The sequence below is a fragment of the Luteimonas fraxinea genome (assembly GCF_021233355.1).
In the GTDB taxonomy this organism is placed as follows: domain Bacteria; phylum Pseudomonadota; class Gammaproteobacteria; order Xanthomonadales; family Xanthomonadaceae; genus Luteimonas; species Luteimonas fraxinea.
In genome coordinates this window covers 2,541,516-2,561,135 of sequence record NZ_CP089507.1, presented here as the reverse complement: position 1 = coordinate 2,561,135, position 19,620 = coordinate 2,541,516, and the positions used below count along the sequence as shown (strand labels likewise).

Below are 19,620 nucleotides of genomic sequence, written 5' to 3'. Positions count from 1 at the left end.
CCGCACCTATGTCAGAAGCCGACAGCAAGCACCGCGCCGAGTTTCCGCCCGCCGCCTATTGGCGGCGTTGGGCAGCCGACGCCGGTCAACCCACGCTGCCCGGCGATCCCGCCGAAGCGGCGGGTGAAGAATCGCAACCTTCGAATGTGCAGACGCGCGAATCGGTCGAAGCGCCGTATCGCGTGCTGATCGTCGAAGACGATCCCAGCCAGGCCCTGTTCGCCGAGAGCGTGCTCAACGGCGCCGGCCTGCAGGCGCGCGTGGTCGCCGTAGCCAACGAGTTCATGGCGACGCTGGGCGAGTTCCAGCCCGACCTCGTGCTGATGGATCTGCACATGCCCGGCATGGACGGTTCCGAACTGACCGCGCAGCTGCGTGGCCAGCCGACGTTCTCGCATATCCCGGTCGTGTTCCTGACCGGCGATGCGGATCCCGAGCGCCAGTTCGAAGCGCTCGAAGTGGGCGCCGACGACTTCCTGACCAAGCCGGTGCGTCCGCGCCATCTGATCGCCGCGGTGCAGAACCGCATCCGCCGCGCCCGCGCGCTGCAGCAGATGCCCGATCCCGGCCGCAATCCGCTGACCGGCCTCAACAGCCGTCTGCAGCTGTTGCAGCATCTGGCCGACGCGTTTCCGTCCACGGCACGTGGTGCGCTCGGCTTCGTTGAAGTCGAAGGCATCACCGCGCTGCGCGACCGCTACGGCTATGCGGGTCTGGAGACCGTGCTGACCGACGCCGGGCGCCACCTGCGCACGCTGGTAGTGGATGCGTCGGCAACGCGTCTCAATGACAACACGTTTCTGGTGTTCGCGCCGGATGTGGCGCGCATCGATCTCGACGCCTGGGCGCGCAGCCTGCGCGATGGCATTGGCAGCCATCCGTTCCCGCTTGCCGACCAGACCATCCGCCTGCGCGCGCTGGTCGGGTATGCCGATCTCGCCCACGGCTACGACGACCCGGGCAGCGCGCTCGCCGCCGCCGAACAGGCGCTGCGCGAATCGCGCGGCACGCCGGTCGGTATCGCGGTGCACATGCCTGCGCCGACCGTCGCGCCCGGCGAAGCGCAAGGTGGTCTCGCAGACGATCTGCGCGATGCACTCGCCGAACAGCGCATCGAACTCGCGTTCCAGCCGATCGTCGCCGTCGCCGGTGGCGACGAAGCCCAGTACCAGACTTTGCTGCGCCTGCGCGGTCGCGATGGCGAACTGCATTCCGCCGCGCGCGTATTGCCGGCGGCCGAACTCGCCGGCCTGCTGCTGGAAATCGACCGCCGCGTGATCGAGCTTGCGATCGCGACCTTGATCGAGCGCCAGCGCGTCGGCAGCACGATGCGGCTGTTCGTATCGCAGTCCTCGCGCAGTCTGATCCAGGGCGGCTATGCCGACTGGCTGCTGCAGCAGATCGAACGGTCCGGTGTGCCGGGCGCATCGCTGGTCATCGACGTGCGCCAGGACGATGCGCTGATCCACGCGCTGTCGCTGCAGGATTTCTGCGCGCGCATGGTGCCGGCCGGCGTGCAGCTCTGCCTGGGCCAGTACAGCGCCAGCGAAGAAGCAGACGCGTTGCTTGCACAGCTGCCACTCGGTTTCGTGCGCCTGGCTGCGCGCTACTCGCGCCAGCTCGACGAACCGCGCGTGCGCGACGAGATGCGCGTGGCAGTGGAGCACGCGCATCGGCTCGGACTGCAGGTGATCGGCCAGCAGGTCGAAGACCCACAGGCGGCCGCGACGCTCTGGATGAGCGGCATCGACTTCATCCAGGGCAATCTGGTCCAGCGCGTCGCGAACGTGCTCGACTTCGACTTCCACCACTCCGTGCTCTAGGGCCCGCTGACGCATGATCGCGCGCCGTCGCCCGTCCGCTCTCGTATTGCGCTGGCTCGCGCTCGGCGCAGCAGGCGGCGCGGCGCTGACGATGGTGCTGGCCGCGCTCGCGGTGCCCGGCCCGTGGCAGGTGATCGCGCTGGTGCTGGCGCTGGTCGCGGTGGTCGCATCGATCGGCGTCAGCGTGCACATGCACCAGAGCGTGCGCGAACTCGAAGCTGCAGACGAACGCCTGCGCCAGGACGAACTCGCACTCAACGAACTGCAGCGCGAACTCGAAGAACGCACCGAACTGGAAAAGGAACTCCGCCAGGCCAAGAACGAGGCCGAATCGGCGGTGATGGCCAAGGGTGAATTTCTCGCCACGATGAGCCACGAGATCCGCACGCCGCTCAACGGCATCACGCCGATGCTCGATCTGCTGATGCACGCCAGACTCGCGCCCGACCATGCCGAACTCGTGCGCACCGCCTACATGTCGGCGCAGCAGATGCAGCGCATCGTCGACGACATTCTCGACTATTCGAAGCTCGAATCGAACAAGCTCGATCTCGAAGTCACCGGCTTCAACCTGCGCGAACTGATGGACGGTGTGATCCAGGTGATGGAGCGCGCCGCGCAGACCAAGGGCCTGCGTCTGGGCCTGCAGATCGATCCGGTCGTGCGTCTACCGGTACGTGGTGATCCGGTCCGTCTGCGCCAGGTGCTGGGCAATCTGATCAGCAACGCGGTGAAGTTCACCGAGCGCGGCAGCGTGTCGGTGCAGGTGCGCCGGCTCGGCGAAACCGCGGCCCAGCACCAACTACGCTTCGAAGTCCGCGACACCGGTATCGGCATCAGCACCGAAGGCCGTTCGCGGCTATTCCAGGCCTTCAGCCAGGCCGACGCGTCGACGACGCGCCTATACGGCGGCACCGGCCTGGGCTTGGCGATCTCGCGTCGCATCGTCGAACTGATGGACGGCCGCATCGGCGTGGACTCCGAGCCCGGCGCTGGCTCGACGTTCTGGTTCGAGATTCCGCTGCGCAAGGCGCAGGGCGACATGCCGGTCGAAGACGCGAGCCCGCGCGACGGCCGCGCGCTGCTGCTCAGCGCCGATCCGCGTCTGCGCCTGCGCCTGAGCATGCTGCTGCCCAACTGGGGCCTGCGCGTGAGCTCGGTGGAAACCACGCAGGAGGCGCTGGACCGTTTGCGCACAGCCGCGAACCAGGGACCGCCGTGGGCCTATTCCGTCGTCGTCGCGGATCTCGCCGGCATGCGCAATACCGCGGTCGCCCTGTATCGCAACGTCACCCGGCAGGCGGCCTATGGCGATCTGCGTCTGGTGTGCCTGTACGGCGACGAGACGGTCTCCGAAGAACTGCGCCAGGGCGCGACGCTGCTGAGCCGGCAGTCGCCCGATGCCGATCTGCGCGAGGCCGTGCTCGGTACTGACAGCGCGCCTCAGGTGCCGGTCGAACCGCCCTACGCGCCGCCGCTCGACGTCTACACATCGACACCCGCGATGCCATCCGCATATGAGCCCCCGCCGGAACCTGTCTACGAAACGCCAGCCCCCGCATTCTCGCCCGCGCCTATGACGGCACCGGCTGCCGAAGCCTCCGCCGATGCCGCGCGCGGCAGTGGGCCGCGCAAGCCGCGCGTGCTGCTGGTCGAAGACAATCCGGTCAACCTGATGGTCGGCCAGCGCCTGCTGTCGGTGCTGGGCATCACTTGCGACACCGCCAGCAATGGCGAAGCCGCGCTGCTGCGGATCGCCGCGTCGCGCTACGACATCGTGCTGATGGACTGCCAGATGCCGGTCATGGACGGCTACACCGCGACGCGTCGTTGGCGCGAGCACGAAGCCGCCGAGCGCATCACGCGCCGCCTGCCGATCATCGCGATGACCGCCAATGCGATGGCCGGCGACCGCCAGAAATGCCTCGATGCAGGCATGGACGATTACCTCGCCAAGCCGGTCACGCGCAGCGAGCTCGAACGTTGCATCTATCGCTGGTGGGATCCGGACACCGCACCTGCGGTCGTCGAACCCGCGTCGCCGGCGCTCGCTCCGGTCAGCGAGCCGATGTCGGCCGCGGAGTGGACCGTGCCGACGCAGCCTCGTCCGCAGTCTTCGGACGAGGCCCAGGCCGAAGCCGAACAGATGGCCGTTGCGATTCCGATGCCGTCACTGGTCGTGGACCGTGGCCCGCTGCCACCGGTCATCGATCACGAGGTGCTCGACGATCTACGTACCGTGCTCGGCGACGAAGTCGACCGCTTGATCGATGTGTTCCTCGACGACACCCCGCGCCTGCTGTCGGCGCTGGAGAACGCGGTCGATGGTCCCGATTACGACGGCCTGCGCGATGCCGCGCATTCGCTGAAGTCGTCGAGTGCGAATCTCGGCGCGATGTCGCTGTCGGCAGCAGCGCGCCGCATCGAAGCCGGCGCCCGCGAGCGCAATCTCGAACGCCCGGCGGTGGCTGTGGCGCTGGTGTCGAACGAATTCGCGCGTGCGCGGCGGATGCTACGCGAAGGCCGGGTCTCGGGGATCACCTGAGGTCGCCGCCCGCTGCGTGCGGGCGTGCGAAATGGGCCGGGCTCAGTCTTCTTCGAGCTGGCTCTGCAGATAGTTCTCGACGCCGATGCGCGAGACCAGATCGAGCTGGGTTTCCAGCCAGTCGACGTGTTCCTCTTCCGATTCGAGAATATCGACCAGCAGCTTGCGGCTGACGAAATCGCCGGCGTTCTCGCAGTGGGCGATGCCCTCGCGCAAGGTCGGCAGACCGTCCATCTCGAGTGCGAGATCGCATTCGAGCGACTCGACCGGCGCCTCGCCGATGCGCAGCTTGCCCAGCGCCTGGAAGTTCGGCAGACCTTCGAGAAACAGGATCCGCTCCGACAGTTTGTCGGCATGCTTCATCTCGTCGATCGACGCCTTGTAGGCGCGCTTGCCGAGCTCGTTGAGGCCCCAGTTCTTCAGCATCTTGGCGTGCAGGAAGTACTGGTTGATCGCCGTCAGCTCGTTGTAGAGCGCCTGGTTGAGAAAGCGGATGACCTGCGCGTCGCCCTTCATCGAGGGATGCTCCTGATATCGCGGAATGCGCACACTCTAGCGATCCGTCGATGGCGATGACGGAACGCGAATCGTGATCATTAGTCGGCGCAGACCGGCGCCGCGCGGATGCCGCCTCAGGCGGCCGAGGCGATCAGCGGAAGATCGATGACCGGCGCACGACGCGCGGCGTGGAAGTCGTCGAGCAGGCCCGATGCCATATCCAGGCAGCTGCCGCAGGTCGCACCGCAGCCGGTCCGCATCGTCAGTTCACTGACTTCCCGGCAGCCATTGGCTGCGGCCTGACGGATCTGGGAGTCAGTGACGCCGTTGCAGATGCACACGTACAAGGCTGTTGTCCTGGCGGAGGGCTGGAGTGGCCATTCCGCCATAAACGAGAATCAGTGTCAAATAAGAACTGTTCAGCCCGCGCCGTCATCGCGGCCGCGCACCACGACGTCCGGCGTGCGACGCGCGCCCCGGCGCTGCGGCCGACGGCTGCGCGGCCGGGTCTCGATCGCAGGCTGCGGGATCGCCTGTGCGCCGGCGACCTGCCGGGCGTACTTGGCCAGATGGCTGAGCGCGCTGGTGTAGACCCCGCGCTTGAACATCACCACGTGTTCGAGCGGATACCAGAAATCGACCCAGCGCCAGTGGTCGAACTCCGGCGTCTCGGTGAGATCGAGTTGAAGATGCGCTTCCTCGCCGACGAACTGCAGCAGGAACCAGACCTGCTTCTGGCCCACGCAGACGATACGGTCGTTGCGGCGGATCGCGCGTTGCGGCAGGCGGTAGCGTAGCCAGCCGGGCGTGGCGCCGAGCACGGCGACGTGTTCGGGCAGCAGCCCGGTTTCCTCGCGCAGCTCGCGATACATCGCCTCGAGCGGCGTCTCGTCGGTGTTCATCCCGCCCTGCGGGAACTGCCAGCCATCACGCCGGACCCGACGCGCCCAGAAAACACGGCCGTCCGGGTGCATCAACACGATGCCGACATTGGGCCTGAACCCGTCCGGATCGATCACGATGCGGACTCCTAATGCGATTGACTTGCGTCACTGGCATCGACTCTGCCACGCGCCGCCCCGGGGAACAAGCCGGAACTGAACGCCGATGCGCGGCCACAAAAAACCCGCCATCTGGCGGGTTTTCGGCGACGCTTTCGCGTTGGTGGCTATGGGTGGACTCGAACCACCGACCCCGTCATTATGAGTGACGTGCTCTAACCGGCTGAGCTACATAGCCATCGGTCGTGCGGAACTTCCCGCGACGAGCCGCGCATTCTGCCCAAGCCCCGGGCCTGCGTCAATCCGCGCACGCGGTCCGCCGCCGCCATCACCCCCCCTCTTGCCGCCCGGTCGCCGACGCAGTCCAATGCGGCGATGCGCTCCATCGTCCATGCCGGTCGTCGTCGTTTCATCGGGTTCGCCGGCGCTGCCGGCCTGCTGCCATGGCATCTGGCATCGGCATCGATGTCCGGGGACAGCGCGCAGAGCTGGATCCCCGCCCCGGCGCTGCTGGCGGACCTGCCGCGGGTCATGGCGGCCTTCGCGGTGCCCGGCCTTGCCATCGCGGTCGTCGAGGACGGCAAGGTGACCTGGCAGCAGGGCTTCGGCGTGACCCACGTCGAACGCGGCACGCCGGTGCAGGCCGACACCCTGTTCGAGGCGGCATCGCTGAGCAAGCCGGTGTTCGCCTACCTGGTGCTGCAGCTGGCCGATGCGGGCGTCATCGATCTCGACCGGCCGCTCGTTGCCTATCGACGCCCGGACTATCTCGGCCGGCATCTCTGGCTGGACCGCATCACCGCACGCGATGTGCTGCGTCACACGACCGGCCTGCCGAACTGGCGACCGCATCCGGCGACCGAGCTGCTGGTGCCGCAGGCCGAACCCGGCACGCGGATCGACTATTCGGGCGAAGCTTTCGTCTGGTTGCAGCTGGTGATCGAAACCCTGACCGGCCAGAGCCTGGACCAGACAATGCAGGCGCGCCTGTTCGGCCCCGCCGGCATGCGCGACAGCAGCTACGCATGGGACGACGCAATGGCCGCACGATCGGTCCATGGTCACCGCACCCATGATGCCGATGACGAAGGCACGCCCACGCAGATGCTGCGCGAACAGTGGAGTGCGGCCCAGCGCATCGCCGGACGCAATGGCAGACCGCTGTCGGCATGGACTTGGGACGATGCCATGCGTGCATTGCCCGAGGTCCAGGCCCACACACCGCCGGGGCTGGTCAACTGGGCGGGCGACATTCTCGCCAACGCCGCCGCCAGCCTGCGCACGACGGTCCGCGACTACGCGACGTTCGTGTCGCTGGTGATGGCGCGCGGCGCACAGCGCGCGTCGTGGGAACTCACAAGCCCCACGCGCGAGGCGATGCTGACGCCGCAGACGATCGGCGCGACGCCATGGAGCGCGAAAGGTCTGGGCTGGAATGTGGAGCCGACGCCGGACGGTCCGGTGTTCCACCATTCCGGCAGCAACGGCGGCATCTTCAAGACCTTCGCGATGGGCGATGCGACGCGGCGACGCGGCACCGTCGTGGTGACCAATGGCGGCAGCGGCCAATACGTCTATCGGCGCATCGTGCGCGCTGCCACCGGGCACGATCTGCTGGCGTTCGATCGCTGACGCTCCGGGTATTCGCGTCACGCGCGTGATGCATCTGGCGACTGCCTAACGCAAAACGCCCGCATCTCTGCGGGCGTTTTCTTTCTACGCGGTGCTGGGATCAGCGCGTCGCCGCGTCGAGCCCCAGCTGGTCGAGCATGAAGGCGTACATCTCCGCCGATTCGCGGTAGCGACGGAAGCGACCCGACTTGCCGCCGTGACCCGCTTCCATGTTGGTGCGGAACACCACTGGATGCGCGCCGGTGTTGAGATCGCGCAGCCTGGCCACGTACTTCGCCGGCTCCCAGTACTGGACCTGCGAATCCCACAGGCCGGTGCCGACGAACATCGCCGGATAGGCCTTGGCTTCGAGGTTGTCGTACGGCGAGTAGCCGAGGATGTAGTCGTAGTAGCGCTTCTCTTCCGGGTTGCCCCACTCGTCGTACTCGTTGGTGGTCAGCGGGATGCTCGGATCGAGCATCGTCGTGACCACGTCGACGAACGGCACCTGCGACAGGATCGCCCGGTACTTCTCCGGTGCCATGTTCGAGATCGCACCCATCAGCAGACCGCCGGCGCTGCCGCCGTAGGCCGCGACGCGATCGGGTGCCGCATAACCCTGCTTCACCAGATCGTCGGTGACGTCGATGAAGTCGGTGAAGGTGTTGATCTTGTTGAGCAACTTGCCGTCGTCGTACCAGGCGCGACCCATCTCTTCGCCGCCGCGGATGTGCGCGATGGCGTAGACCATGCCGCGGTCGAGCAGGCTGACATTGGTGACCGAGAAACCCGGATCCATCGACGCGCCGTAGCTGCCGTAGCCGTACTGCAGCAGCGCCGCGGTGCCGTTCTTCTCGAAGCCCTTGCGGTAGACCAGCGACACCGGAATGCGCTTGCCGTCGCGCGCCGTCGTCCACACGCGTTCGGTGACATAGTTCGACGGCTCGTAGCCGATCACCGCCTGCTGCTTAAGCTGGCGACGCTCGCCGGTCTGCGTGTTGACCTCGAAGGTCGTCGCCGGCGTGGTCAGCGAGGTGTAGCCGTAACGCAGCCAATCGGTGTCGGGCTCGGAGTTCACCGCCAGACCCATCGCATACGCCGGCTCGTCGGCCTGCACGAATTCATCGCTGCCGTCGGTCTTGAGCACACGCACGCGGGTCAGCGCTTCGGCGCGCTCCTCGATCGCGGTGAAGCCGTCGAACAGCTCGTAGCCTTCGATGTAGACATCGTCGCGATGCGGCACGAAGTCGGTCCACTGACGGCGCGAGGTCGCATCACTGGGCGCAGTGACGAGCTTGAAGTTCGTCGCCTTGTCGGCGTTGGTGCGGATCACCCAGCGACCGCCGTAATGATCGGCGTCGTATTCGACATCGCGCGCGCGCGGCGCGAGCACGGCGAAGGTCTCGGGATTGTCGGCCGGCGCGTAGCGCGTTTCGCTCGACACGGTGCTGCCGACGCCGATAACGATGTACTTGTCGTCGCGCGTGCGGTCGATGCCCATGTAGAAGCTGTCGTCTTTTTCCTCATACACCAGCACGTCATCGGCGACCGGCGTGCCGAGCACGTGCTTCTTCACGCGCACGGTCAACAGCGTTTCCGGATCGTTCTCGACGTAGAACAGCGTCCGGTTGTCGTCGGCCCACACGAGGTTCGCCGACACGCCCGGAATCGATTCGGGATAAAGCTCGCCGGTCTCGAGATTCTTGAAACGGATCGTGTACTGGCGACGGCCGTTGGTGTCGTCGGCGTAGGCGAGGATGCGGTTGTCGCGTGTCACGTCCCAGTCGCCGACCGCGTAGTAATCCTTGCCGTCGGCCAGCTGGTTGACGTCGAGCATGACCTGCTCGCCGCTGAAATCGGCCTTGGCGTTCGCGGCCTGGATCGACAGCGCATCGACACCGGCGCCATCGGCGCGGCGCGCGTGCACCGGGTAGTCCTTGCCGGTTTCAAAGCGCGAGTAGTACCAGAAGCCGCGGTCGCGGTACGGCACCGAGCTGTCGTCCTGCTGGATGCGGCCGACGATCTCGTCGTATAGCGTGTTCTCGACCGGCTTCAGCGACGCAAGCATCGCGTCGGCATAGGCGTTCTCGGCATTGAGATAGGCCAGCATCGCCGGGTCTTCGCGCTTGTCGTCGCGCAGCCAGTAGTAGACGTCCTCGCGCGCCGCGCCGTGCGGCGCCTTGACGGTGTGCGGGCGCTGTTCGGCGTCGGGCGGGACCGGCGCGGTGGCGTGTGCAGCAGGAGAAACACTCATCAGGCTCAGGCTCGTCAGGAACGGCGCGGCCAGAAACAGGGCCGCGCGCGGGAAAGATGTCTTCATAGGTGGGTCCACTCGCTGCCGATGCAACGCCAGAAAGAACACCGGCCGCGAAAGCGGCCGGTGCAGGATCGAATCACTTGCCCAGTTGCTGCCACAGGAACGTCAGGTAGAGCGCGTCCATGTGCGCGGCCTGGCGGTTGTTTGCAGCGCCGCCGTGGCCACCCTCGATGTTCTCGTAATAACGCACGTCCTTACCGGCTTCGGACATCTTCGCCATCATCTTGCGGGCGTGGCCGGGGTGGACGCGGTCATCTCGGGTGGAGGTCAGGATCAGCGTCGGCGGATAGTCCTTCGCCGGATCGAACAGGTGGTAGGGCGAGAAGGTGCGGATGAATTCCCACTCTTCCGGCTTGTCCGGATTGCCGTACTCGGCCATCCACGACGCACCTGCCAGCAGCTTGTGATAGCGCTGCATGTCGAGCAGCGGCACCTGGATCACGACCGCGCCGAACAGCTCCGGATACTGCGTGAGCATGTTGCCGGTCAGCAGACCGCCATTGCTGCCGCCGCGGATGCCCAGGTGCGCGGGTGAGGTGATCTTGCGCTGGATCATGTCCTGCGCGACCGCGGCGAAGTCCTCGTAGGCCTTGTGGCGGTTCTGCTTGAGCGACGCCTGGTGCCAGCGCGGGCCGTACTCGCCACCGCCGCGGATGTTGGCAACCGCGTACACGCCGCCCTTCTCCAGCCAGCCCTTGCCGACGCCGCCGGAATAGCCGGGGGTCAGCGAGATCTCAAAGCCGCCGTAGCCGTAGAGCAGCGTCGGATTGCTGCCGTCGAGCTGCATGTCCTTCGGACGCACGAGGAAGTACGGCACGCGCGTGCCGTCCTTGGACGTGGCGAAGTGCTGCTCGACTTCGTGCGTGCTGGCGTCGAAGAACGCCGGCATGGTCTTCAGCGTTTCCGGCGAGGAGTTGCCGCCCACCTCGGCCAGCATCAGCGTGCTCGGCGTCAGGTAGTCGGTGACCGTCATCCACACCGCGTCGGACTCGTCGCTGTCGACGGCGCTGACCGCGACGGTGCCGAGTTCCGGCACGCCGGCCAGGGCACTGCGCGCCCAGCCATTGGCGCCCGGCGTCAGCACGGTGAGCTTGTTCTTGACGTCCTCGAGCACGTTGATCACGAGGTGGTTCTTGGTCCACGTCGCGCCGGCGAGCGAGGTGGTCTCGCTCGGCTCGAACAGCACGTCGAACTCACGCTTGCCGCCCATGAAGGCGTCGAAATTCGCCGCGAGCAGCGAGCCGGCCGGATACGTGCGGCCGCCCACTTCCCAGGCCTCGCGCAGTTCCAGCATCAGCCAGTCGTGGTGGACAGACTTGTTGGCCGAGTTCGGCGCGTCGATCTTGGTCAACTGGCCATCGGCGCCGCGCAGGTAGAGCTCGTCGTTGTAGAAGGCCAGCGTGCGGCTGACGTAGTCACGCTCGAAGCCCGGCGTGTCGTCGTGCATCGCGGCGATGTACATGTCGTCCGGCTTGCCTTCGTAGACCAGCGTGGCCTGGTCCATCGACTGGCCGCGCGCGAGCTGCTTGACGATGCGCGGGTAGCCCGAGGAAGTCAGCGAGCCGTCGCCGAAATCGGTGTAGACGTAGACGTTGTCCTGGTCGATCCAGCCCAGCGCGCCCTTGGCTTCCTCGCGGAAGAAACCGCCTTCGACCCAGGACTTCGACGCGACGTCGAACTCGCGGGTGACGTCGGCATCGGCGCCGCCGCGCGACAGCGCGATCAGGCAGCGCGTGTAGGCCGGACGCAGGCAGCTCGCGCCGTGCCACACCCAGTTCTCGCCCTCGGCCTTGTTGAGCGCGTCGAGGTCGAGCACAGTCTCCCACTGCGGCTGCGGCTTGCGGTATTCCTCGAGCGTGGTGCGGCGCCAGATGCCGCGCTCGTGGTTCCGGTCGCGCCAGAAGTTGTAGTACCACTCGCCCTGCTTGTAGACGGCGGGAATCTTGTCGTCGGAGTCGTAGATGCCCAGCAGATCGGATTCGAGCTGCTTGAATTCGGGCGTCGCGGCCAGTTCGGCTTCGGACTTGGCGTTCTGCGCGCGGACCCAGTCCAGCGCCTTCTCGTCGGTGACGGCTTCGAGCCACTGGTGGGGATCGGACACGGCGGCCTCCTGGGCAGATGCGGCGCCCATCGACAGGCCGGCGGCAATACCGGCGGCGAGGCAGAGCTTGGACAGTTGGGACATGGCGACTCCGGTGGCGCATGGACGGATAACCGCCAACGCTAGCACGCAGCATGGCTGCGAGCCGCATGACCAAAGTCACGATCCGGCAGCGCCGCAGGCCGCCGGTGGGGATCAGCGCAGCAGCGGCAGCAGCCCGGCTGCGATCAGGGCCGCACGCACCGAGATCCGCCCGCGACGACGCGACACCGGCCGGCGCTGGGCCTGGGCAAGGCCTGGCCGACGCCGCCGCAAGACCGCTGACGAGGCCAGCTTGCGGCGGCGCGGCAGGCGACGCAGGAACAGGGTGAGCCAGGCAACCGCCGGCATGCCGATCAGCCACAGCGGCGGCCAGCCGACCGCAGTGACACCGGTCCGCAAACCGGGGAACGACAGCAGCGCGACCGCGCCGAGACACAGCGCGCCGATCAGCAGCGTATGCAGGGCGGCATCTGCGGGGACATCGACATCGGGCGAGGCATTGGCGATACGGAACATCTGCGCAGCTCCTGTGGACGCGGTGATCGATGGCCCAGCTGGGCATGGCCGCAGTCTGTGCGGCGCGCATCTCATGGGCTGCGACCCTTGGCGTTGTCCGAGGAAAAAGATTCGCGCGCTGAGCTGGAGCCGGACCGCTGAGACCCCTTGAAAGCCGCGCGCCCACCGCCGCGTGAAGCGCATCGACCCCGGATCGGAGCCGGGACAGGCTCCCTCCCGGAAGAAGCAGCGCTCGCCGATTACATCGGGCGGTCAGCCGCTCAGTAGCCGGCTTCGTCCAGCGCGCGCATCGCCTGATGGCGGCCGATATCGATCAGTTCGGCGGCGCGCCAGAATTCGTAGAACTGGCAGACGTCGCGCGGAATGCGGATCACCAGCTCGGGCGGATCGAGCGCCAGCTGCACGCGCGAGATCTGCGCCTGCATGGTGTCGAGCGAGCGCGACATGACTTCGATCAGGCCATGCGGCGCGGCGTCGGTGTCGAGCTGCGCTTCGCCCTGCCGTGCCGGTGTGCCGGGCGGCTGCGTCGGCCAGCCGTGCATGTCGACCGCGATCAGACGTGTCGCGTCCGAGAGTCGCGTCGCGGCGATCGGCAACGGCGCCAGCAGACCGCCATCGACCAGCGGCCGTCCGTTGACGACATGCGGGGTGAACACGCCGGGGATCGCGAACGACGCGCGCAACGCATCCCAGAGCGGACCGTCCTGGATCCAGACTTCGCGCTGGCGCTGCAGATCGACCGCGACCGCGGTGAACTCGATCGGCAGTGTTTCGATCAGCGGATCGCCGACCACTTCCCGCATCGTTTCGACCAGGCGCTTGCCGGCGAGCACGCCCGCACGCCGGAAGCCGGGATCGAGCAGGCGGATGAAATCCCGCCGCGACATCGCGCGGATGCGTGCATCGAACTCGCGCAGGCGCCCGGCCACATAGACGCCGCCGACCAGCGCACCGCTGGACGCGCCCGAGATCGTGACGATCGGAAAGCCGCGCTCCTCCAGCACTTCGATGACGCCGATCTGCGCCAGACCACGCGCACCGCCGGCGCCCAGCGCCAGGGCGACAGGCTCACGCATTGTCATGCGCTGGCTCCAGAACCTGTTCAAGGTCCGTTGCGAGCACCGCCAGGTGACGTGTGGCGGAGCGCAGGAAGCGCAGCGTACGCGTGGTACGTGAGCAGTCCGAGCACCGCACGCGCGCCAGCTGGCAAGCGCAGTAGGACATTGAGCAGGTGCTCAGCCTTCGTACTTCTGCAGCGCCATCATCAGCAACGAACGCGCCTGTTCGCGCAGGGCGACCGGCTCGATCACCTCGGCGTCGGCGCCGTAGTGCAGCACGTCCATCAACAGCTCGCGCGCGCCGCTGTAGGGCACTTTCAGCTCGAAGCGGCCGTCGGGCAGGAACCGGCCCTGCTGCTGCGAATGCCAGTGTTCGTCGGCGACCCAGCGCGCGGCCTTGGCGCTGAAGAGGATCGTCGCGATACCTTTCGGCGGACCGGAAAAGATGCCGTAGCTGCCAGCCAGATGCGTGTCGAGTTCGGCGTCGTCGATGTCGCGCGCATCGGCGGCGAGCACGCGCGCGTTGGTGATGCGGTCGACCGAGAAGCTGCGCAGCGCATCGCGATCCTGGTCCCAGGCATCGAGATACCAGTTGTCGCGGTAGTGGGTGATGCGCTGCGGCGAGACCGTGCGCTTGGTGCGCTCGTCGGTCGAGCGTGCGCGGTATTCGAACGACAGCTGCTTGCGCTGCAGCACCGCCGAGCAGACGTTGCGGAACGCGTGCTCGTCCATGCGCCGGCCGCGATGCGGAATCACCCGCACGCGCTGCACGGGCCACTGCTTGCCGGCCGAATGTTCGTCGAGCAGCTTCTCGATGCGCGACTGCAAAGGGGCGAGCGCGCTCGACAGCACCCCGCCGCTGCTGCGCGACATCAGCTGCTGCGCCGCGAGCAGTGCATGCAGTTCTTCGGAACTGAGCCACAGGCCCGGTAGTTCGAAGCGCCCGCCCTCGTCGTTGTCGTAACGGAAGCCCGCGTCGCCGTCACCGATGATCGGCGCCATCAACGCGTCGCGCAGGAAGGCCAGATCGCGATAGACCGTTGCACGCGAGCATTCCAGCTCGTCCTGCAACTTGGCCACCGTCACCGGATAGCGCGAGGTCTTGAGGATGCGATGCAGCGAGAGAATGCGTTCATATCGGTCCATGCGGCCGATTATGGCGCCAGTCGGCGGCGACGGCGTGACCGCGTGCGGATAACCGGTGGTTAACGCAGTCCGCCGGGCCGCGACCCTAGACTCCGCCATCGGAGTTCGACCGGATCGACATGGCGCAGGGAATGCGGAATGGGACTGTCAGCATCGCGCTGGCCGCGACGGTGCTGGTGCATGTGGGCATCGCGTGGTGGCTGCTGACCCTGCGGCAGACGTCGCCCGCTCGCGAAACGGACGCGCTGACGGTGACCTGGATCGAGCGACCGGTGCCGGTCCTTCCGCCGCCCACCCCGCCGCCCTCGCCCGTCCCCGCCACGTCTAATACCGCGACTCCGCTGCCGGCGCGTGCGCCACGCAGCAGCGCATTGCAGGCAGTCGAAGTAGAGCGCCCGTCGATCGAAGACGCCGCGCCGTTGCCGACCGCCAGCGCGCTGCTCGAACAGGCCGGTGACTGGGCGCGCCAGCAGGCGCCGGCGGCGGACTTCGCGCACGATCCGCTGCGGCGTCGCCCGCCGCCCAGCGTCGATGGGCGTTTTGCGATGCGGCGCTCGATCACGCCCGAGGACATCGCCAAGGGAATCGGCCAGTTGTTCGGCGGCGCCGGCTACACCCAGGATCCCTGCCCGCAGATCCGCCGCAACATCGCAAACCTCGGCACCGGCGGCGACGCCGAGCTGACCAGCGAGGAACTCCGGCGCCTGCAGCAGTACTGCCTGTAGCGGTCAGCGGTCGGCGAGTGCCTGTCGCACGCCGACCGCCACGCGCTCGGCCTGACCGCGCAATTCCGGCATCGCGACGGTTTCCCACAGGTCGCCGATGCGGGTCGCGCCGAGCGTCCAGAGGCCCGGCACGACCTCACCGTTCGAATCGAGCACTTCGCCGTCGCCACGCGTCGCGAGCCCCAGATCGAGTGGCCCGGGCGCGATCAGACCGCGCGCGTGCAATGCAGGCAGGAGCCGGCCCGGCGCACGCGCAAGTCGCTTTTCCATGCCGGTCGCATTGATCACGACATCGACGACGGTGGTAACCGGCGCGCCGCCACGTGGCGTCCAGTCGATGGAAACCCGACCGTCGCACGCTTCGATCCGCGACAGCCGTCCGGCCTGCAGCGAGAACCGGCCTGCCGCCGCCATGTCGTCGACGATCGCCGCGACGCCGGGCGCGATGCGATGGCGATGGATGTCCCACTGCCGCACCGCATGCCGCAGGAAGCGGCGGCGTTCGGGCTCGGGCCAGGCCTGCCACAGCGCGCGCACGTGCGGCCGCAGGCGCTCGACCGCGTCCTGCCATGGACGTCCCTGCGCAACCGCATCGGCCGCCCACTGCCGCAGCATCCGCATGCGGACGCGCACACCGAGCGGCATCAGCGCATCGACGCCGCCGGCCTGCGGCACGGTGCCAGGCGCGTGCGCCAGCGGCATCAGGCCATTGCGCGAGATCGCGAGCACGCGCCCGCGATGGCCGTTCGCCTGCAACGTCAGCAGCACGTCGACCATGCTCAGGCCTGCACCGATGATGCCGACGTCCGCATCAGGCGCGATTGCGGCAACCGCCTCGTAATCCCAGGCCTCGACCGACGCGCCGACCGGCGCACCGCCCGGCAATGCCGCGGGCAGATTGCCTGTGGCCAGCACGACGGCGCGCGCATGCAACTGCGCGCCAGACGCGAACGTCGCGATGAAGCCGGTGCCCTGACGTTCGAGATCCACGACCGCCTCCGCATGCAGGGCCATCGACGCGCGCGCGGGATGCGCATCGAGCCGCGCCTGCAGATATCGCCCGTAAACACGTCGCGGTGCGAACTGCGCGGCCAGTGCCGCGTCTTCGAGCCCGGCGGATTCCGGCTGCGTGCGCAACCAGGCGACGAAATCGTCCGGCACGCCATCGAAGGCGCTCATGCGTGCCGCGTTGACGTTGAGTACGTGCTCGGCGCGCGGTGTCGAGTACGCCGCGCCGCGCGCGGGCGTATGCCGCGGTTCGGCCAGCGCGACACGCACGCCGTCCTGATCCAGCAGATGCAGCGCCACCAGCGCACCGCAGGCGCCACCACCGATCACGAGCACGTCGACGAATCCGGGCGTGTCGGGTGCGGGTACGGCTGCGGTCATGGACGGTCCTGGCACATCGGGATGCGCAGTATCCCATCCGCTTCCGTACCATGACGCGCCGCGGGTGGCCGCAAGGCGACTCACCCGACCTCCGCAGCGGCGCAGGCAGGCTGGCCGGACCGCCCGGCGCGCGGCAGCTGGGACACTCGATGACGAAGGAGGCAGCGTGGATCTGTGGTTGACGCTGGCGGTGATGGCCGGCGCGGTGTTCCTGTTCGTGACCGAGAAGCTGCGCGTCGACGTGGTCGCACTGCTGGTGGCCGCGTCGCTGCTGGTGCTGGGCGTGGTCACCCTGCCCGAGGCGCTGTCGGGTTTCAGCAACCAGGCGACGGTGATGGTCGCGGCGATGTTCGTCCTCAGCGGCGCCCTGCAGCGCAACGGCGCGCTGATTGCGGTAGGCGACCTGCTCGCGCGCATCCGCTGGCCGTGGCTGTTCCTGCTGGTGATGATGGCGCTGGTCACCTGCGTGGCCGCGTTCGTCAACAACACCGCGACCGTGGCGGTCTTCCTGCCGCTGGTGCTCGCAGCGACGACGGCCAACCGCTGGGCGCCGTCGAAATTCCTGATCCCGCTGTCCTATATGTCGCAGACCGCCGGCGTGTGCACCCTGATCGGCACCGACCAATCTGCTGGTCGATTCGATGGCGCGCGAGACCGCCGGCATCGGCTTCACCCTGTTCGAGTTCGCGCCGCTCGGCATCGTGTTCGTCGGCATCTGCGTGCTGTACCTGATGACGGTGGGTCGCCTGCTGCTGCCCGACCGCGGCGTGCCCGGCAGCGATACGGCCGACCACATCGGCCGCTACGTCGCCGAACTGCTGGTGGCCGACGGCGCCGCGGTGATCGGTCGCCGGCGAGATGAAGTGCTGTCCGAACACAACACCGAGGTGACCGTGCTCGCAGTGCTGCGCAACGGCGCTGCGATGCGCGGATCGGACGTGCGCGTCGAGGCCGGCGATCGCCTGCTGCTGCGCGGCCTGTGGCAGGACATCGACGCGGCGCGCAAGTCCCTGAAGCTGAAGTTCGACCACGTGGCCCGCGATCTCGACGGCGACGTCAACGCGGAACGCCTGCACGTCGAGGCGATGGTCGCACCGGGCTCGCACCTGATCGGCCACACGTTGTCGGGTATGCGCTTCGGCCACACCTACCGCGCACGCGTGCACGGCCTGCATCGACGCCAGCTCGGGATCCACAAACCGCTCGACCAGGTACCACTGCACGTCGGCGACGTGCTGCTGCTCAATGCACCGGCGAAATCGATCGACGACCTGCGGGTGGACCGGGGCCTGATCGTGTTGGGCGCGCGTACGCAGCGCAAGGTCGATACGACCAAGGCGACGCTGTCGGCGATCGTCATGGCGGCCGCGATTGCCGCCGCCGCACTCGGCTGGACCTCGATCGTGGCCTCCGCCCTGCTCGGCTGCGTCGCACTGGTGGTGCTGCGTCTGCTCGATCCGGACGAAGCCTACGAGGCGATCGACTGGCGCGTGATCCTGCTGCTCGCCGGCATCATTCCGCTCGGCATCGCGTTGCAGAAGACCGGCGGCGCGGCGCTCGCGGCGAACCACCTGATCAACCTCGTCGGGCATTACGGTCCGACGGCGACCCTGGCAGCGGTCTATCTGATGACCTCGACCCTGACCGAGTTCATGAGCAACAACGCCTCGGCCGTGCTGGTGGTGCCGATCGCCATCGCCACGGCGGACTCGCTGGGCGTCGATCCCAAACCGTTTCTCATCGCGGTCGCCTTCGCCGCGTCGACCAGTTTCGCCACGCCGATCAGCTACCAGACCAACACGATGGTCTACACCGCCGGCAACTACCGGTTCAGCGATTTCGTGAAGATCGGCATGCCGCTCAACATCATCTTCCTGGTCACCGCAACGCTGCTGATCCCGCGCTTCTTTCCGTTCTGACTGTGCAGCGGCCTGGCCGCGTGGCACGCTGCCGGGCGAACACCCGACGGGATGCAGGATGCGCCAGATGCTGAGGATCGCCGCGATGCCGCTGACGGGTGCCGGTCTGGGCCTGTTGATGTGGAGCGGCATGACGACCGCGCTGTTGCAGTTGCGGCCCGAAGCGACATCGACGCTGCACCAGTTGCAGCTGCTCGGCCTGCTGCTGGGAGTGGCGTTCGTCGCCGCCGGACTGCTCGCGCGGCGCCTCGCACGTCCCGTCGCCCCGACCGCGCCGCGTCGCGCGCGCGTGCTGATCGTGATCACGCTCGCGATCGCCACACTGCTGCTGGTGCTGCTGGTGGCCGGCGCATGGACCACGCTCGGCCCGCTGCTGGTCGCGCTGGGACTGCTGCTGTTGCTCGCCGCATTCGGTACCGTGGCCGCGATCGCCAGTGGCTACGCCGGGCCGACAGCGCCTGCGCCCTGGCAGCAGCCGCTGGTGCTGCCGGTCCATCTGCTGCTCGCGATGAGCACCGGACTCGCCGTGCTCTATGTGCTGATGGATCGGCTGTTCGTGTCCGGCAACGACGGCCGCACGATGCTGGCGACGCTGACCGGACTCGGCGCCTGCCTCGCCCTGTGCAAGGGCCTCTACTGGCGCGCCGTGGACCGGTTGCCGGCGCCCGGCATCGCCCCGCCGCCGTTCCGCGGTGCGCGCATCGCGGTTCTGGGCCTTGCCGCAGGTGCGCCGCTGCTGTGCTGGCTGCTGGCGTTGACCGGCAGCGTGCCGCCGCTTGTGCTGTTGATGCTGGCGGCTCTTGCCCTGCTGGGCGCCGCGGCGCTGGAGCACCGCCTGTTTCTCGACGAAGGCGCCGGGCTGCAGCGCGATGCCGGTCACGATTCCTGAAGCCTGCTTCGACGGCGATCCGCCGGTGATGGCAACTGCC

At 67.8% G+C, this 19,620-nt stretch carries 14 protein-coding genes, 1 tRNA gene and 1 pseudogene; 6 read left to right on the top strand and 10 right to left on the bottom strand.

Features of this window, described 5'->3' with window-relative positions:
• The first annotated feature begins 8 nt into the window (after positions 1–8).
• On the top strand, positions 9–1,823 hold the full coding sequence (locus LU699_RS11470; protein WP_232138042.1) for an EAL domain-containing protein: 1,815 nt from the start codon (positions 9–11) through the stop codon (positions 1,821–1,823).
• 13 nt (positions 1,824–1,836) lie between these two features.
• Positions 1,837–4,368 carry a hybrid sensor histidine kinase/response regulator gene (locus LU699_RS11465; RefSeq protein WP_232138044.1) on the top strand — a complete coding sequence of 844 codons (2,532 nt, stop codon included), beginning with the start codon at positions 1,837–1,839 and terminating at the stop codon, positions 4,366–4,368.
• Between the two features lie 42 nt (positions 4,369–4,410).
• On the opposite strand, the gene bfr is transcribed toward LU699_RS11465, so the two are convergent.
• From bfr to LU699_RS11445, 4 genes are all read right to left on the bottom strand, one after another.
• Positions 4,411–4,884 (bottom strand): bacterioferritin, encoded by a 474-nt coding sequence (gene bfr, locus LU699_RS11460; RefSeq protein WP_232138045.1) that lies wholly within the window; start codon positions 4,882–4,884, stop codon positions 4,411–4,413.
• A 116-nt stretch (positions 4,885–5,000) separates the two neighbouring features.
• Positions 5,001–5,213 (bottom strand): (2Fe-2S)-binding protein, encoded by a 213-nt coding sequence (locus LU699_RS11455; protein ID WP_232138046.1) that lies wholly within the window; start codon positions 5,211–5,213, stop codon positions 5,001–5,003.
• Positions 5,214–5,285: 72 nt separating this feature from the next.
• Positions 5,286–5,885 carry an RNA pyrophosphohydrolase gene (locus LU699_RS11450; RefSeq protein WP_425491234.1) on the bottom strand — a complete coding sequence of 200 codons (600 nt, stop codon included), beginning with the start codon at positions 5,883–5,885 and terminating at the stop codon, positions 5,286–5,288.
• 143 nt (positions 5,886–6,028) lie between these two features.
• Positions 6,029–6,105: transfer RNA gene (locus LU699_RS11445), tRNA-Met, on the bottom strand.
• Between the two features lie 137 nt (positions 6,106–6,242).
• On the opposite strand from LU699_RS11445, the gene LU699_RS11440 reads away from it, so the two are divergent.
• A complete protein-coding gene (locus LU699_RS11440; protein ID WP_232138047.1) occupies positions 6,243–7,499 on the top strand; it encodes a serine hydrolase domain-containing protein in 1,257 nt (418 codons plus the stop codon).
• 100 nt (positions 7,500–7,599) lie between these two features.
• Here the strand turns inward: LU699_RS11440 and LU699_RS11435 are convergent, their stop codons facing one another.
• The 5 genes from LU699_RS11435 to LU699_RS11415 all read right to left on the bottom strand — a co-directional run bounded on the left by LU699_RS11435 (position 7,600) and on the right by LU699_RS11415 (position 14,658).
• Positions 7,600–9,798 carry a S9 family peptidase gene (locus tag LU699_RS11435; protein WP_232138048.1) on the bottom strand — a complete coding sequence of 733 codons (2,199 nt, stop codon included), beginning with the start codon at positions 9,796–9,798 and terminating at the stop codon, positions 7,600–7,602.
• 73 nt (positions 9,799–9,871) lie between these two features.
• Positions 9,872–11,980 (bottom strand): prolyl oligopeptidase family serine peptidase, encoded by a 2,109-nt coding sequence (locus LU699_RS11430; RefSeq protein ID WP_232580174.1) that lies wholly within the window; start codon positions 11,978–11,980, stop codon positions 9,872–9,874.
• 111 nt (positions 11,981–12,091) lie between these two features.
• Positions 12,092–12,454 (bottom strand): hypothetical protein, encoded by a 363-nt coding sequence (locus LU699_RS11425; RefSeq protein ID WP_232138050.1) that lies wholly within the window; start codon positions 12,452–12,454, stop codon positions 12,092–12,094.
• 260 nt (positions 12,455–12,714) lie between these two features.
• On the bottom strand, positions 12,715–13,536 hold the full coding sequence (locus LU699_RS11420) for a patatin-like phospholipase family protein (protein WP_232580173.1): 822 nt from the start codon (positions 13,534–13,536) through the stop codon (positions 12,715–12,717).
• 153 nt (positions 13,537–13,689) lie between these two features.
• The gene (locus tag LU699_RS11415; RefSeq protein WP_232138052.1) at positions 13,690–14,658 is read right to left on the bottom strand and encodes a helix-turn-helix transcriptional regulator; all 969 of its coding nucleotides are present in this window, start codon (positions 14,656–14,658) and stop codon (positions 13,690–13,692) included.
• Positions 14,659–14,789: 131 nt separating this feature from the next.
• On the opposite strand from LU699_RS11415, the gene LU699_RS11410 reads away from it, so the two are divergent.
• Positions 14,790–15,383, top strand: coding sequence for a hypothetical protein (locus LU699_RS11410; RefSeq protein WP_232138053.1), 594 nt, complete (start codon positions 14,790–14,792; stop codon positions 15,381–15,383).
• A gap of 3 nt (positions 15,384–15,386) precedes the next feature.
• Here the strand turns inward: LU699_RS11410 and LU699_RS11405 are convergent, their stop codons facing one another.
• Positions 15,387–16,772, bottom strand: a complete 1,386-nt coding sequence (locus tag LU699_RS11405; RefSeq protein ID WP_232580172.1) for an FAD/NAD(P)-binding protein — start codon at positions 16,770–16,772, stop codon at positions 15,387–15,389.
• On the opposite strand from LU699_RS11405, the pseudogene LU699_RS11400 reads away from it, so the two are divergent.
• Both LU699_RS11400 and LU699_RS11395 read left to right on the top strand, forming a co-directional pair.
• Positions 16,771–18,691: pseudogene (locus tag LU699_RS11400) on the top strand (SLC13 family permease). The gene LU699_RS11405 and the pseudogene LU699_RS11400 sit on opposite strands and share 2 nt — an antisense overlap.
• 67 nt (positions 18,692–18,758) lie before the next feature.
• Positions 18,759–19,580, top strand: a complete 822-nt coding sequence (locus LU699_RS11395) for a hypothetical protein (protein ID WP_232580171.1) — start codon at positions 18,759–18,761, stop codon at positions 19,578–19,580.
• Positions 19,581–19,620: the final 40 nt, after the last annotated feature.

Excerpts from the sequence above, each read along its gene's own strand:
- LU699_RS11425 (WP_232138050.1), bottom strand. The coding sequence starts at position 12,454 with ATGTTCCGTATCGCCAATGCCTCGCCCGATGTCGATGTCCCCGCAGAT.
- LU699_RS11440 (WP_232138047.1), top strand. The coding sequence starts at position 6,243 with ATGCGCTCCATCGTCCATGCCGGTCGTCGTCGTTTCATCGGGTTCGCC.
- LU699_RS11470 (WP_232138042.1), top strand. The coding sequence starts at position 9 with ATGTCAGAAGCCGACAGCAAGCACCGCGCCGAGTTTCCGCCCGCCGCC.
- LU699_RS11410 (WP_232138053.1), top strand. The coding sequence starts at position 14,790 with ATGCGGAATGGGACTGTCAGCATCGCGCTGGCCGCGACGGTGCTGGTG.
- LU699_RS11420 (WP_232580173.1), bottom strand. The coding sequence starts at position 13,536 with ATGACAATGCGTGAGCCTGTCGCCCTGGCGCTGGGCGCCGGCGGTGCG.
- bfr (WP_232138045.1), bottom strand. The coding sequence starts at position 4,884 with ATGAAGGGCGACGCGCAGGTCATCCGCTTTCTCAACCAGGCGCTCTAC.
- LU699_RS11395 (WP_232580171.1), top strand. The coding sequence starts at position 18,759 with ATGCTGAGGATCGCCGCGATGCCGCTGACGGGTGCCGGTCTGGGCCTG.
- LU699_RS11430 (WP_232580174.1), bottom strand. The coding sequence starts at position 11,980 with ATGTCCCAACTGTCCAAGCTCTGCCTCGCCGCCGGTATTGCCGCCGGC.
- LU699_RS11405 (WP_232580172.1), bottom strand. The coding sequence starts at position 16,772 with ATGACCGCAGCCGTACCCGCACCCGACACGCCCGGATTCGTCGACGTG.
- LU699_RS11465 (WP_232138044.1), top strand. The coding sequence starts at position 1,837 with ATGATCGCGCGCCGTCGCCCGTCCGCTCTCGTATTGCGCTGGCTCGCG.
- LU699_RS11435 (WP_232138048.1), bottom strand. The coding sequence starts at position 9,798 with ATGAAGACATCTTTCCCGCGCGCGGCCCTGTTTCTGGCCGCGCCGTTC.
- LU699_RS11415 (WP_232138052.1), bottom strand. The coding sequence starts at position 14,658 with ATGGACCGATATGAACGCATTCTCTCGCTGCATCGCATCCTCAAGACC.